Origin of the sequence: Paenibacillus sp. PK3_47, assembly GCF_023520895.1 — a bacterium.
In the GTDB taxonomy this organism is placed as follows: Bacteria; Bacillota; Bacilli; order Paenibacillales; family Paenibacillaceae; genus Paenibacillus_AQ.
The window spans coordinates 735123-750444 of sequence record NZ_CP026029.1; the positions used below are offsets into that span (position 1 = coordinate 735123).

Genomic DNA, 15322 nt, shown 5'->3' on the forward strand with positions numbered 1-15322 from the left:
CAGCTCCTGTTCTTGATTAATATTTCCGGTACTCATCAGCTGACGTTTCCTGTATAACCTGCATTGAGGAACTTGTAATGCTCATCTTCACGCGAGACCACAGATACATTGTTCATGCTGAGACCTGTGATATTATAAGCTTTCAGCCCGTATTTTCCGATGGCTGCCACATTCTCCAGCACAATGTTCTGCAGCGGGCTTTCCGGCAGTCCGGCCATAAACACCGCATTCCCGGCATGGGTGTCCAGCACGATATTCCTGAATCTGATGTCACGGATGATTGAGGTTCCTTCATTCACTTCTGCCAGAAGATTGGGATCATATTCTTTTTGGCTGTAAAACTGATCAATGTTGATCGCGCCCCGGAACCATTCGCAGTCCCCATGCTCCAGGCTGTAGTTGGTTAATGTGCAGTCTTCATACACAATATTTTCGATGACAGCGCCCCTGCCTCTTGGTGCCTTTACCGTTCCGATGCTGTATACCTCCTCAAAGGTGCAGCCGCTGACCCGCACATTATGTATGCCACCAGCCATTTCACTGCCTATAGCCACCCCAAACCCGCTTTTGAAGCGGCAGTTCGTAATCCGGATATCCCGCGATGGAATCCCCACTTTCCTGCCTTCCTCATCACGCCCGGATTTAATGGCGATACAGTCATCCTGGCTGGCAATCATCGAGTTAAAAATGTAGACATCACTGCAGGAATCAGGATTCAAGCCGTCCCCGTTGTAAATATTCCCGTATCTTCTTCCGTACTCATCGGTTTTGGTATGGATGCTGACATGGTTGACGCTGACATGATTGCAGTAGATCAGATGTACACACCAGGCAGGAGAATGACGGACCGCAATGTCCTTCAGATAGACGTAATCAACGTTCCGGAGACAGACCGCTCTGCCTCTGAACCCCTTTTTCTCGGCCATTTCCTGCTTGAACAGAGCTGTTCCGTTCGCATCAATGGTTCCGCCGCCTTCAATGGTGATATACTCAAGCGGTTCTCCGTTACTGTCCCCGGTATTCACCAGACTCGCATAACAGAGCTGTTCTCTGCCTTCCCATCTATAGGTCATGACCGGATAATCCTCCGCATGCCCGCTGCCCAATAAGACGCCGCCTTTTTCGATATAGAGTGACATATTGCTTTTCAGAAAAATTGCCCCTGTTACAAAAACACCCTCCGGTACATACACAGTCCCTCCAGGGGAACAAGCATCAATGGCTGCCTGGATTGCCTGCGTGTTCAGATTCTCTCTGCCCTTTACAGCACCGAATGCGGTAATATCAAAACGCTCTCCAGCGGACCTGGTAGAAACCAAGACCTTTCGGCTTGGCGGGGATACACTTCCAGTTTTGGATACAGCGCATACATAGACTTCATATTCTTGTGAGGGTGTTAGCCCGGTTACCGTGTAATCCGTTGCTGTACCTATGCCATGGATACTTCCGTTTACATACACCCGGTAACAGGCGATGTCCGCAGTGTCAGCCGGTTTATCCCACAGCAGGGCGATGCTGTCCGCTCTTTGTGAAGCTGGGGGAGATAGTAAATGAAGCGCTGTCAAATCCCGGTCCGTACCTGTTGTCAAATCATCCTTCCTCTCTTCCTTCGTCTTTTCTTGCTTTCTTCGCGTAAACAGATTAACACAATATAAATGGGATTACTCCGCAATTAAAAGCAAAAATGCACCAATTCCATTTATTTTGCTATAATTGATCCATCATTTGATGCTTCCTTATAGAAAGGAGTCACCATGTCCTTATCTTCGATTCCCGGCATGCTGCGCTTCGGCTCAGGCAATGATCCCTTCAAGGTGGAGTTTGACCGCCGGAACGGCCATTTTTCGATGAACAACAATCATTATCATATTGAACATGAACTTTTCTATCTGATGAGCGGCGAACGCAAGTATTTCGTCAAGGACAGCGTGTACCATATTCAGGCAGGCGATCTTGTCATGGTCAACTCCAACGCTCTCCACAAAACCTCCGGATGGGGGCAGCCCAATCATGAGCGGATTGTCCTGTATTATTCTCCTGATTTTTTTGAGGGCTTCGGGCCGGAGGAGAGGCAGCTGCTGCTTGCCCCTTTTACCCTTGACAACCCGCACATCCGCCTGAATCTTCAGGAGAAAATGTATGTAGACACTATGATTCACTCCTTGTTACACGAACTTAGCGAGCAGCCTCCGGGTTACACTCTGCATATCCGCAATGTTGCCGCCGGGCTGCTGCTGTATATTGCCCGTTCTGCCCTGAAGCGCGGATCTCAGGCTGTGCATGAACCGTCACCTGTGCAGGATAAGATGACAGATATCGTCCGCCACATCAACCTGCATTACGGCGAGGTCCTGCAGCTGGATACCATTGCCCGTAAATTCTATATCAGCAAAAGCCACCTAAGCCGCGTGTTCAAACATATTACCGGTTTTGGTTTTACAGAGTACGTGAATATCACCCGGGTCAGAGAAGCGGAACGGCTGCTGCGTGACACCGATTGGAGCATCACCATGGTATCGGAGCACTGCGGCTTCGAGAGCCTTACCCATTTCGGCAAAGTATTCAAAACCCTCTCCGGGCTTACGCCCCGCGACTACCGGAAGCTGCAGCGTTAGGGGCTCTGTATGCTTACTGGCGTGAATCTATCAAGTAATTAACTAACTAATTAACGGCTCAGGAGTGCGTACATTGATCCTAAGTGGAAATTCTCCATTTAATACGCCGGCAAATACCGGTACTCCAATGTTAGTAGGAAAAACTCCACCTAAATGTGCCGGATTAGCTTCCAAAGACCTTTTTCTGCCCGATTAGCAGGAGAATTTCCAACTAAAGCTCGTAAATAAGGAAAAAGGACAGAATTAGGTGGAGGAAATCCATTTAAGCCCAGTAGCATTCAGCCTCCACCGTCTGCAAAGGATCTGACGCAGCGTGACCTTTACATTTAGCACATTGTATTCGTTTTTTCGCATACATTTGCCCCAGAACCCCCGCTGCAGCACATTGTGTTCACTTTTCCGCATATTAACCCCCTACAGCCCCTCCTGCGCAAAAAGACCTCCCCGGCAAATGCCGGAGAGGCCCGATCGGTCAGATTATCCAGTTTTCTTACTGATTTCCTTCCTTATTTCAAAGCTTCAGACAGTTCCTTAAAAATAACCCCGAGCGCATAAGCACCCGCATCCGGATAGCCGATACTGCGGTCGCCGACCGTGCCTGCGCGTCCCATGCGGGCCGCAATGGCTTCTGTCTTCCGTGCGCCTGCAGCGGCGGCCTCTGCCCCTTTGGCAAAAGCGGTCTTGAAATCCTCGCCTGCCTCGCTGCTCGCTGTCCAGGAATCCGCGCAGGGGACAAGCGCATCGATTAAGGTTTTGTCTCCGACAACAGCCCCCCTTCCGAAGGAACGCTCGCCAACCGATTGAATGCCTGCTACCGCAGCCTGCATCATTTCGGCAAACTCGGAGACGTTGATCTCCGTTTTGGCGCCGACAGCCTTGCCCGCCGAACGGAACGCCGAACCCCAGATCGGGCCGGAAGCTCCCCCGCAGTGCTCCATGATCACGAGTGAGCAGGCATTCAGGAACGTTCCGATATCACTTCTGCTGTGAGCCGTAAGCTCCGGCCATTCCCGTTTCAGCTGCCGGAAGCCCTTGGCAATGCTCATCCCGAAATCGCCGTCACCGGCATGGGCATCCAGTTCACAGAACGGAACTTCCTTCCTGATAATGACCTCGCTCATCTTGTCCAGCAGATACACGAAATTATCGAGGGTAAAGGTATGCTCTGCAACCCTGGCATATTCTTCAGGTGTTTCCGTCTCAAAGGATGCGGCAGCTTCCGTTGTATCCCCCTCCGCAATATCGCTGTAAACCACACTTTCCCCCGGCCCGGACATTTTGAAACCAGGAGTATCACTCTCCTTGAACAGCAGCGTCTTCAGTTCCTCATCCAATTTCATGATCGTTACAGAAGCTCCAGCCATATCAATACTGGTCATATAGTTGCCGACAAAGGCTGCACTCACCGTAATATTGCTCTTTCCGGCCAGCTCCCGCATCACCGAATTATTCAGCACGTACAGCTCCAGCAGCGGAGTGCCGCCAAAGCCGTTAATCAGGAGCGCAATCTCAGCAGGACTGCTGTCGTCTCCCACCTTCAAATCTGCTAAAAGCGCCTCAACCATTCGCTTCGCCAGCTCATCGGCAGAGGCCGCTTTTTCGCGGCGGATGCCCGGCTCCCCGTGGATGCCGACACCGTACTCCATCTCATCTTCAGCAATTTCAAAGGTAGGTGTTCCCTTGGCTGGCACCGTACAGGAGGTTAACGCGAAGCCGATACTGCGCACATTTGCAGCGGCCTTCTCTGCAGCAGCCTTGACTTCGGCCAGACTCCGGCCTTCTTCCGCTGCCGCCCCGGCGATTTTGTGCACCAGTACCGTTCCCGCCACTCCCCGGCGTCCGACCGTATACAGGCTGTCCTGCACCGAAATATCATCGTCCACCCGGACATAATCTACTTCAATGCCGTCCTCACCGGCCAAAAAGGCAGCGTTTTTGAAGTTCATCATGTCACCGCTGTAATTTTTGATGATCATCAAGGTCCCCTTGCGGCTCGCAGTAGCCTTGATGGCCTGATAAACCTGAATCTGGGACGGAGAGGCAAAAATATCCCCGCATACCGCCGCATCCAGCATACCCTTGCCTACATATCCCGCATGGGCAGGCTCATGCCCGCTGCCGCCGCCGCTGATGAGACTGACTTTATCCGGATTGACGTCTTTCTTTTTAATAATTTTATATTTCTTCACAAATTCAAGCTCCGGATGAGCCATGGCGATCCCGTTGCACATCTCAATGACAGCATTCTCCGGCTGGTTGATGATTTTCTTCATTTATTCAGCCCCCCGGGATTGCTTGTAGTTCTGGCCGATACGGTCTGCCGCAGCAATTGCCGCCGCCACTGCCTGGACGGTGACCGGGAACGGCATCGCATGAATCGATTCCTCGGGAATGCAAGCTTTTTCAGCAACCTGAAGCAGCTCTTCTGCTGTAATATGATCTACACCGATATCCGCGAGACACACCGGCAGGCCGACCTCCAGGCAGAAATCCAGCACCTGGTACAGCTCCGCCTCCGGCGCATTCTCCAGCACCAGCTGGGCAATCGTGCCGAAAGCCACCTTTTCCCCATGGTAGTAGTGATGTGTGCCTTCAAGAATCGTCAATCCGTCATGGATGGCATGCGCCCCGCCAAGTCCTGCACTTTCGAACCCGAGTCCGGATAGCAAAATATTCGTCTCGACGATATTCTCGAGTGCCTGTGTCACCACGTTGCAGTCACTTGCAATCTTCGCCTTCGCCCCGTCTTTCAGCAGCATCTCATAACAAAGCGCAGCGAGCGCCAGCGCCGCATGGGTTCCCACTGCCGGAGGGCAGTAGCCTTCTCTTGAGCCTGTCGGAAGACTCGCGTTCACTCTGGAGTAAGATGCGGCAGTGGCTCTGGCTTCAAAATAAGTGGACAGCGCATCCCCCATCCCTGCCACAAGAAAACGTGTCGGCGCATTTGCGATCACCGTCGTATCTACCAATACTACGCTCGGGCTTTGCTTGAAATAAGCATAATCATCAAACGCCCCGTCCGGGGTGTACAGCACCGCCGAATGGCTTGTTGGCGCATCAGTTGCCGCAATGGTCGGACAGATAATCAGGGCTTCTCCCTGGGCTACACATTTGGCAGCATCGATCGCCTTCCCTCCGCCGAGGCCAATGGTGCAGGTGCACCCTTTTTCAGCCGCAACTGCTTGAAGTCTGGCGACTTCCTCCCGTGAACACTCACCGTTAAAACCGCTTTCAACGAAGCTTATATTGAACTTGGCGGCTGTCGCATCGAGCTTGTCCTTCACCCGCTTCACATCCTCCGGATGGGCAATTAACAAAGCAGAGGAACCGAAGGATTGTACAAAGTAACCCAGATTGAGTAATTCGTCTTCACCTTGAACATATTTGGCCGGACTGATGAACGCTTTTCTCATTACGCTGACGCCTCCTGTATAGTACAAATTTTAATTTATTTAAAGTATAAAGCAGGATATCCCGTTTGATAGTGGAATATCATAGCTGATAATTATAATTTCCGATCGTAATTTTTTGCACTATACCGCAGCAAATGGAGGAAAAATCCCTATGACGACGCTGGAGTCCCTGCAGATCAGCAAATTTTTGGACCTCAAGAAGTGGAAACGGCTTCAGGATTCCCTCGCTACCGTAACCAAGCTCGCCATCCTTACCGTGGATTATAAAGGTATCCCTGTCACCAGCCACAGCAGCTGCCAGGCGTTTTGCCGGAATGTACGCAAAGATCCCGAGCTCCTGCCCTACTGCCAAAAGTGTGATTCCCGCGGCGGACTGGAGGCGGTGCGCTTAAATGCGCCTTATGTGTATCTGTGCCATTTTAACATTATCGATATTGCCATTCCGATTACGGTTGATGATAAATATCTGGGCGCAGTGATGGCGGGACAGGTCAGGCTGTCCGATCCCGAGAACGGCATGGAGCTGGAGCAGATTGTAAGCTCGAAGAACAAATCTTTACACCGGCTCAAAGAAGAACAACTGAAGGAAGCCTACGAACAAATCCCTACCATGACCTATGAAGAAGTCGTAAAAATCTCCAACATGCTGTTTCTGCTCTGCAACTATATTATTGAAGAAGCACTCGGCAAAAATCTGCTCGCCGAAATGTTCGAGAAGGCAGCCGGAACGGATGAAGGCATTGCACTCTCGACGCTTCTGCCGGGTTTTACGATCAAGAATATCGAGTCGGTCAAAAAAAATATGACGAACGCCATCGCCGATGCTTACCTGAAGAATACCTTACCCGGTGAAGGTACATGTACCAACCCGGTTTTAAAACCCGCTATCGATTATATTTACCATAACAAGAGCAAAAATATTCACCTGACCCATATGGCCGGGTTATGCCATGTCAGTCCCAGCTATTTCAGCCGGCTGTTTGCCAAGGAGACAGGAGAAAACTTCACCGCTTATCTGTCCCGTCTGAAAGTCCAGTGGGCAAAGCAGCTGCTAGAGGTTACTGACATGCCTGTGTCGCAGATCAGCGACGAGCTTGGCTTCAATGAGCCGGGATATTTTATTAAAATATTCAAAAAATTCGCTGGCCTCACGCCCGCACTGTACCGTAAGGCATTCCGGGAAAATTAAAATTCGGATAAAGAACATATATGAGTATTTCATCCCCGCTTAAGGTTAGGTTAAGAACACAGCAAACCGGTGCAAACGGCAGGAAAACAGGAGCGGAATCGCGCTTTACTGCTACTTTTGTTACTTTCCGGACGAAAATGGCTTAAAGACGGGATTTAAAGGCTTTCCCGTTTTTTTACAAACCTCCGCAACAGCGAGTATCATTCCCTGTAAATATACGTGTAACTTCCCGCCGGGCGGGAGACAGGGAGCAGATGATGAAGATGCAGCGGACAAAAATTTATTATTTCGGTACTCATCCCAGCATGTTGGACCCGGTAAGCCTTAAGGAATTGAGCTTCGGGGTAATCTGGTACGAGGAGGACCGGCAGCGGTATATTATAAGCTACGGCTTTGGTCCGGATCAGCTTCGCACACTGGCCCAGTTTTGCGCTTCTTCTGCCTACTGCAGATGTTCGAATACAAGAGTCATGCACGAAATTTACAGGAGTATAAGAGACAAGCAGCAGGAACAGGACTGGTCGGCGCGCAGACGGCTAGGCTGGCTGGCAGCTTTTAAAGACCCTTGGACAAATCTCCAAAGCGGCTGGTATGTGATCCGGTCCCGCAGCACATTCCCTTTTCATTTGTCTGTTATCCGCAAAACAAGGTACAGTGTCTGGCTGGAGCATGCAGCTGTCTGCGAGAACGAAAGTGAACTGCTGGACTGCCTGGACAGAACGAGAGCAACCCATCACCTGAAATCCATAGCGCCTTTGGTTGTGGAAGGGGGCGGCTTCCATGGTTAACGGCAGATTGTCACACATCGAGCTGTTTGCGTTTGATCATGAGCCGTCTACCGACAGGCACCTTCGTCCGGGATCTTTATATCTTCTGTTAAAATTGACCTGCGGGGAGTGTGCCTGTTACGGGCAGTGTGTGATTTTACCGGATGACGGCGTGTTTGATCTTACAAAATGGGGCGCTTATCTGCGGTGTATCCGCCATTCCACCGCCCAGGAGATCCTGCAGACGGTAACGCTCCAGGAGCATGAGTGGACAACCGGGCAGCGGGTACTGCTGCACTCCGCCCTATCGGCACTGCTTCAAGACACGAATACTGCTGCAGCCCTGCCGTTATCCGTTCTGTTCGGGGAATCCGTGTCCTACTATTCCATCTTAACCTGAGGGGATGCGTGCAAAAAAAAGACCGGCCAGCATATGCTGACCGGTCTTTCGTTATTACTTGGACGCCTGGTAAGCTGCCAGGAATTCTTTTACCTTGGCAGGATCGGCTGTAAGCTCGTTGCCAGTGTCGATCAGCGGGCTGACCGTGGACACGGCTTTGATCTTTTTGCCATTGTAGAAGGCCAGGATTTCATCCTGATTGATGGAGTACAGTACGGCTTTACGGAGATCCACGCTCTTCGCCACGTCACGGTTCTGGGTGTTGAACAGCAGGTAGCTCATGGCGTTACTTGGAATGCTCTTCAGCTGCAGCTTGCTGTCACTTTCGACAACATCATACTTCGTTTCAGGCACACCGTAGTATACATAGATTTCACCGCTGCGCAGGGCAGACAAGGTGCTGTCGGCGTCAGCAATAAAGCGTACATTAACCTGGTTGATCAGGGCTTCGTTTTCTGTGCCTTTTTGGTAGGCAGGGTTCTTCAGGAAAACACCTTCATAATCGTTCTTATAGGACAGGATATAAGGACCGCTGGCATACAAAGTGTTATTGTATTGGGCGCCTTCCGTTACAGTGTTCTGGTCACCGTAAGGAATGTCTTTGTTCACATCAAATGCCGCTACATCATAAGTGTTGATGCTCTCAACCTGCTTCTTGGAGACAATGCCGGCAGACTGGTGAGCCAGATAGTTCAGCACTTGCGGGAATGGTTCAGTAGTCGTCAATTTAACGACCTGATATTTACCTTGTGCGTTGTTGGCTTGGGTCTTGTCGGCTACCAGCTCGGAGATTGGCGCATCCAGGCCTTTTTCCAGAGCTTCTTTAACTGTACCCTTGCCGCCTGCCACGTTGATGGAGCCCAGTGCGTTCAGGTCAGTGAATACTTCAACGGTATTAATGTGCTCATGCAGGCTGTACGTACGGTGATCCGGCACAGAATCCTTATTTTTGGCGCGGTCCAGGGAGAATACAACATCATCTCCGCCTACACGTTCACCTGTATCTACAGCTTTTTTGTTCTCGATTTTGGCAAAATTGATATCATCGCGGAGGATGAAATAGTATTCCCCGTTGCCTTCAGCAATCGCGTGATTGCGGGACAATGAAGCGTCCGAAGTGATTTTGTCATCATCGGTCAGGTTAACCAGACGCACGTACATGTTCGTGTTCAGCTGGTTGATCGAACCGTCATTGCCTTTGATCGGATCCAGGGAAGTCAGCGTGGAAGCTGCCTGGGACAGAATCAGAGGATCTGTAGCACGTTTGGATTCGTCAGCAAAATCAATGTCTTCCCAGGCAAGTGCGCGGGATTTGGACAGTCTTACGGAATCCGCCTTCAGAATTTCCTTGTTAACCGCCTGGCTCTTCAGGGAAATATACAGCGGAGCAATGCGGGCTTCGTCAAATACCAGACGCTGCTCAAACTTTTTGTAAGTCTCAGCGTACTCATCCGGAGTTTGCGTAGCAGCTTCGTTAATCAGGGCATCAAGCTCAGGATCGGATTGTCTGCTGTAATCGCCGCCGGTGATGAACAGTGAACGTACCGCATAATCCGGGTTACCGGTTACAGTAGTCCAGCTCGAGTGGGATACATCATAATTGCCTGCATCCTCCTGCGCTTTGAAGCTGGCATAGTCAGGCTGAATGTTCAGCTTCACGTTGAAGCCGTTTTTGGTGAGCTGATCCCGGACAATGTTCAGGTCAGACTCGTTCGCGCTCATCCCGAGCACTTCGATATCAACCGGTGTTCCGTCACCCGCAGGTGCAGTGGCCGGGGCTTCAGAAGAAGCCGGTTCGGCAGCATTGCCGACTGTATTGGATTTGGTTGCTACAGAGCATCCGCCAAGAACCATAGCCGTACTCAGAAGCAGCGCCAGTGTAGTTCTTTTTTTCATTACAATTTCCTCCCCAGTATCTATTGATGTCTCTATGAAAAACGTCCAGTTAGACGCATTTTCCGGTAATCTGTAAATCTGTTAATCCATTTTGGGATCGAGCGCATCGCGCAGGCCGTCCCCCACGAAGTTGAACGAGAGCACCAGGGCAATAATCGCCAGTCCCGGGAAAATGGCCAGATAGGAGTTCGTCTCCAGGTAGGTGCTGCCCAGCTTGAGAATATTGCCCCATTCCGGGATATGCGGTTCAATCCCCAGCCCCAGGAAGCTGAGACTGCTGGTGGAGATGACCGCGCCGCCGATCGTCAGCGTAGCCTTTACGATCATCGGAGCCAGTGAATTCGGTACAATATGCTTGAAAATAATCGATGTATTGCTGGAGCCAAAGGCACGGGCGGCATCCACATATTCATAAGTGGACACCTGCAGCACGTTGGCCCGCATGGTCCGTGCATAGGTCGGGATAGCCCCGACACTGAGTGCCAGGATCAGGTTGACCGTATTGGCGCCGAAGGCGGCAATAATGGCAATGGCCAGCAGAATCCCCGGAATGGCGTACAATACATCAAGGGCACGCATGATAATGTTGTCGGTAAAGCGGCCGTAGTAGCCGGAAATGGCCCCGAGTGCCCCGCCTAGGAAGAGCGGCAGAACGGTGGACATGACACCGACAATCAGGGAAATCCGTGCTCCGAAAACAATCCGCGTAAACAGGCAGCGCCCGAAGTTATCGGTTCCCAGCGGATAGGCCAGTGACGGCGGCTGCAGAATCAGCGAGTAGTTGTTATCCACCGCCATTCCGTAATCGAAGGTCACATAGCTGCAGACCGAAACGGAGAACAGAAAAGCGATGAACAGCAGTCCGAGCATCGCCGTTGTGTTGCGGGTCAGCCGCTCCAGCACATCCTCCCAGCCGGCAACCGCAGGATTGTTCCTGTTCCGGATGCGGATCAGCAGGATGATGCCCAGCGCAAGCGCGAATAAGTTACCGGTCAGCGAAGTCAGCAGCAGCGGATACGCTGCCCAGACCAGGCCTCGCGGAACCTGGCGGCGCCGGACGAATCTGGCAGTCAGGATGACTACAAGCAGATGGAAAACGGCCACAGCCAGCAGGACGAACATTCCCATCAGGAAGGTATCCGCCACGTAAGGCTTGAACAGATTGAGTGCAGATACAGCGATCACGCCGAGCTGTGTCAGCAGCGTATACACTGCCAGGGTGTACTCGGGTGACTTGCGCTTTTGAATCAGCTGAAAAGCTGCCGTGCCTGCGAACACATTGCCTGTCACCAGGCTCAGAAGCTGGATATAGCCCAGGGCCCGGGTAATGCCGCGGATCTCTCCGTGCACAGTGAGGTCTCTGCGGATCAGCAGGGTGAGCAGGACTTGCAGTACAGTAAAGATGCCATAAACCAGAGCAGCGGCACCCACATAAGGTTTGATGCTTTGCGTCTCCCAGTCAAAGCTGCTCAGCAGCAGGGCCAGGGTTATGATCAGGGAGCCGGCCCAGGCAAAGCCTGCCTGGCGGTACTCCTGGGAGGTTTTGAGCTTAAGCTGTGTCTCGCGCCTTGCGGCATTTGCGTTAACCATGAATAGTTCACCTGCTATCAGTATTGTTTCATTTTGGAACGGATGCGCGGGTCCACAAAAGCGTATAAAATGTCGATAATGGCGTTTATCAATGAGATGGTAATCGCAGTATAGACAACGCCTCCCATAATGGCCGGGATGTCGGGAATGAACTGCTTATCCACGATATAGCTGCCCAGACCGCTGATGTTGAATACTTTCTCGGTAACGGCTGCCCCGCCCAGCATGCCCCCGAACTGCAGACCGATTACGGTCACAATCGGGATCAGCGCATTGCGCACAGCGTGCTTCAACAGAACCGTCCGTCTGTTCAGGCCTTTGGCAGTCGCCGTAATAATGTAATCTTCATGAATGACCTCAAGCGTGGAAGCACGGGTCATCCGGGCAATTGCAGCAGTCAGTCCCGTTCCCAGCACCACCACCGGCATGATGAAGGTCAGCCAGTTGCCCGGGTTGAAGGTCGCCGGGAACCACTGCAGCTTAATGGAGAAGCCGAGGATAAAGATCAGACCTTGCCAGAAGCTCGGGATCGACAAGCCGATCAGCGCAATCAGCATGAAGGTATAGTCAAACCAGGAATTGGGCTTGGTAGCTGAAATGATCCCGATCGGAATAGCAATGACGACAGCCATCAGGAGCGAGAACAGCGTCAGCTCCAGCGTGACCGGAAATTTACGGCCGATTGCACTGACGATCTCTTCATTTCCCGCAAAGGACTTGCCCAGATCAAACATCGCGATGCCTTTGATATTCTCCCATAGCTGCACAATATAAGACTGATCCAGTCCGTATACCCTGTTAAATTCAGTAATCTGGGCTTCGGTGGCCGTCTGTCCGAGAATGTTAACCGCAGGATCAAACGGAGAAATATACAGGATTGTAAATACAAGGAATGCCACTCCGAATATAACAAATACAGTCATTACCAATCTTTCAAATATGTATTTGAGATAAGGACTGCTGTATAAAAAAATCAATAAATATAACGGTAAGCCTGCTATAATAGATAAAGTCAGAAACAGCGGATGCCGCAAAAGGTCCTTAAATGTAGTGATAAAGGTCGATCTTGCGTGTCCTTTCTTCTGAAGACTGGACTCTGTCTGTTCGGCCACCATGTTCTCAAACCGTTCTTCCGCAAGCTTGCGGGACTGGCTGGCGAGCTCCGCTTCGCTGATCTGCTGTCCAAAAAAGTCGGCTTTGCTGCGCAGCTGCTCAGCGAACTCATGCTGAAGCTGCTCCTGAACCCCGGAAGCCTTCAGTTCCTGCCGTGTTTCCTTCTCTATAGAAGTCTGAACGGTCCCGTTCTTCCGGGCACGGTGAACAAGCAGCGTGAACAGATTAACAGGAGCGCCCAGCACAAGAGCAAAATACCGGTACGAGGAGTTCTGCAGCAGTTTGCCGTAAGTATCACCGATGGCCTGGGTGAAGTTGACTCCCCCACTTTTTGCCGCCTCCATATTTCTATCCTCCTTAAACTTTCCTCTTTTTTAAATTGTACTATTCCGATAGATAAGGTATATTTTATTAATAGATTGCTATAAAGTCAAGATAAGCTGTTTAAATTTTAGGAGAACTGGCAGGAGGACAAATGGAACCTATTTTGAAAGTGAATAATCTGCATGTCTCTTTCCAGAGTCATGATGAAGAGCGCTCCGCCGTCCGCGGCGTAAGCTTTGAAGTTTATAAAGGGGAAACACTGGGAATCGTCGGGGAATCGGGCAGCGGCAAAAGTGTCACCGCACGCTCCATTATGAGACTGCTCCCTACCCCGCCCGCCATACTGAAAGAAGGAGAAATTGAATTCCTCGGGAATAATCTCGCCGAGAAATCGGAGAAGCAGATGGAACATATCCGCGGCCGGGAGATCGGCATGATCTTCCAGGATCCGATGAGCTCGCTGAACCCGACGATCCGCGTCGGTGAACAGATCAGCGAGAGCCTGATCAAGCACCGCAAGCTCTCCCGTAAGGCTGCCAAGCAGGAGGCGCTGGAGATGCTGAAGCAGGTCGGCATCCGTGACAGTGAAATGCGGTACCAGCAGTATCCGCATGAATTCTCAGGCGGCATGCGGCAGCGGGTTATGATCGCGATTGCCCTTGTCTGCCAGCCGGCGCTGCTCATTGCCGACGAACCGACCACGGCGCTGGATGTAACCATCCAGGCCCAGATCCTCAATCTGATGAAGCATATGCAGCAGCGGCTCGGCACCTCCATTATTCTGATCACCCATGACCTGGGCGTTGTCGCAGGGATGTGCGACCGGGTAGCCGTCATGAAGGACGGCGAGATTGTGGAAACAGGCACAACGGAGGAGATTTTTGCCCGCCCGCAGCATCCTTATACGCAGCGGCTGCTGAACGCCCTTCCACGGCTGGACGAGAAGAAAAAGCCCAAGCCGCCGGGACTGATTATCCCCTCGGAGGGAAGCCGTCCGCTGCTGGAAGTGCGCTCCTTGAAGCAGCATTTTGATCTTGGCAAAGGCAGAGTGCTGCGCGCAGTCAACGATATCAGCTTCCACATCCGGGAAGGCGAGACGCTCGGCATGGTCGGGGAATCCGGCAGCGGCAAGTCCACAACCGGCCGGTCCATCCTCCGCCTCCACGAGCCAACCGGCGGGGATGTGCTCTTCAAGGGCATGGCCGTGAACCGGCTGAATGCAGGTGAAATGAAGACGATGCGGCGGCATATGCAGATGATCTTCCAGGATCCCTATGCTTCACTGAATCCGCGGTTTAAGGTGCTGGACATTATCGGCGAGGCGCTGGATGTACATAACCTGTCCGGCAGTACAAGCCAGCGCAAAAAACGGGTCGAGGAGCTGCTCGATCTGGTGGGACTCGATCCGGCTTTTGCTGTCCGCTTCCCGCATGAATTCTCCGGCGGCCAGCGCCAGCGGATTGGAATTGCCCGCGCCCTTGCCGTCGAGCCCAAGTTCATCGTCTGCGACGAGCCGCTCTCTGCGCTGGATATGTCCATCCAGTCGCAGGTCGTCAAGCTGCTGGAGGATCTGCAGCAGCGCCTTGGCCTGACGTATCTCTTCATCGCACATGACTTGTCGATGGTCAAGCATATCAGCGACCGGGTAGCCGTTATGTATATGGGCCGGATCGTCGAGCTCGCTGAAAGCGAGGAGCTGTACACCAACCCGCAGCACGAATATACCAAATCGCTGCTGGCTGCAATCCCGGTGCCCGATCCGAAGATCGAAGCAGCCAAGAAGCGGGTGCTGCTGGAGGAGCAGACCAGCACCGATAAATACAATCTGGAGAACTCCAGCCTGGTAGAGATCTCAAAAGGCCACTGGGTCGCGATGCCGACCGGCTGAACATAGCAGAGCAGCGCCCTCTTTAATGGAGGAGCGCTGCTCTTTTTTACATTGTGAGGAAAGCGGGGCATGCATGCTTTGGCATTTAGTTGGGATTATCGGCGTCCTATGCGGGTGTCGTCCCCTT

11 protein-coding genes are annotated in these 15322 nt (G+C 51.9%); 5 read left to right on the forward strand and 6 right to left on the reverse strand.

Going from position 1 to position 15322, the window contains the following annotated elements; genetic code table 11:
- Window positions 1-35: 35 nt before the first annotated feature.
- Window positions 36-1589 (reverse strand): glycosyl hydrolase family 28 protein, encoded by a 1554-nt coding sequence (locus C2I18_RS03475; protein WP_249899902.1) that lies wholly within the window; start codon window positions 1587-1589, stop codon window positions 36-38.
- A 165-nt stretch (window positions 1590-1754) separates the two neighbouring features.
- Here C2I18_RS03475 and C2I18_RS03480 point away from each other — a divergent pair, with 165 nt between their 5' ends.
- Entirely contained in the window at window positions 1755-2615 is an 861-nt protein-coding gene (locus C2I18_RS03480) for a helix-turn-helix domain-containing protein (RefSeq protein ID WP_249899903.1), read from the forward strand.
- A 506-nt stretch (window positions 2616-3121) separates the two neighbouring features.
- On the opposite strand, the gene dhaK is transcribed toward C2I18_RS03480, so the two are convergent.
- Both dhaK and C2I18_RS03490 read right to left on the reverse strand, forming a co-directional pair.
- The gene (gene dhaK / locus C2I18_RS03485; RefSeq protein WP_249899904.1) at window positions 3122-4888 is read right to left on the reverse strand and encodes a dihydroxyacetone kinase subunit DhaK; all 1767 of its coding nucleotides are present in this window, start codon (window positions 4886-4888) and stop codon (window positions 3122-3124) included.
- A complete protein-coding gene (locus C2I18_RS03490; protein ID WP_249899905.1) occupies window positions 4889-6028 on the reverse strand; it encodes a glycerol dehydrogenase in 1140 nt (379 codons plus the stop codon).
- A 151-nt stretch (window positions 6029-6179) separates the two neighbouring features.
- Here C2I18_RS03490 and C2I18_RS03495 point away from each other — a divergent pair, with 151 nt between their 5' ends.
- From C2I18_RS03495 to C2I18_RS03505, 3 genes are all read left to right on the forward strand, one after another.
- The gene (locus C2I18_RS03495) at window positions 6180-7217 is read left to right on the forward strand and encodes a PocR ligand-binding domain-containing protein (protein WP_249899906.1); all 1038 of its coding nucleotides are present in this window, start codon (window positions 6180-6182) and stop codon (window positions 7215-7217) included.
- Window positions 7218-7471: 254 nt separating this feature from the next.
- On the forward strand, window positions 7472-8005 hold the full coding sequence (locus tag C2I18_RS03500) for a hypothetical protein (protein WP_249899907.1): 534 nt from the start codon (window positions 7472-7474) through the stop codon (window positions 8003-8005).
- Entirely contained in the window at window positions 7998-8384 is a 387-nt protein-coding gene (locus C2I18_RS03505; protein WP_249899908.1) for a hypothetical protein, read from the forward strand. Before C2I18_RS03500 ends, C2I18_RS03505 begins: the two co-directional genes overlap by 8 nt.
- Window positions 8385-8438: 54 nt before the next feature.
- Here C2I18_RS03505 and C2I18_RS03510 read toward each other — a convergent pair whose 3' ends face one another.
- From C2I18_RS03510 to C2I18_RS03520, 3 genes are all read right to left on the reverse strand, one after another.
- Window positions 8439-10280, reverse strand: a complete 1842-nt coding sequence (locus C2I18_RS03510) for an ABC transporter substrate-binding protein (RefSeq protein WP_249899909.1) — start codon at window positions 10278-10280, stop codon at window positions 8439-8441.
- 81 nt (window positions 10281-10361) lie between these two features.
- Window positions 10362-11870, reverse strand: coding sequence for an ABC transporter permease (locus tag C2I18_RS03515; RefSeq protein WP_249899910.1), 1509 nt, complete (start codon window positions 11868-11870; stop codon window positions 10362-10364).
- Window positions 11871-11887: 17 nt separating this feature from the next.
- Window positions 11888-13327, reverse strand: coding sequence for an ABC transporter permease (locus C2I18_RS03520; RefSeq protein ID WP_249899911.1), 1440 nt, complete (start codon window positions 13325-13327; stop codon window positions 11888-11890).
- A gap of 131 nt (window positions 13328-13458) precedes the next feature.
- Here C2I18_RS03520 and C2I18_RS03525 point away from each other — a divergent pair, with 131 nt between their 5' ends.
- Window positions 13459-15195 (forward strand): ABC transporter ATP-binding protein, encoded by a 1737-nt coding sequence (locus tag C2I18_RS03525; RefSeq protein ID WP_249899912.1) that lies wholly within the window; start codon window positions 13459-13461, stop codon window positions 15193-15195.
- Window positions 15196-15322: the final 127 nt, after the last annotated feature.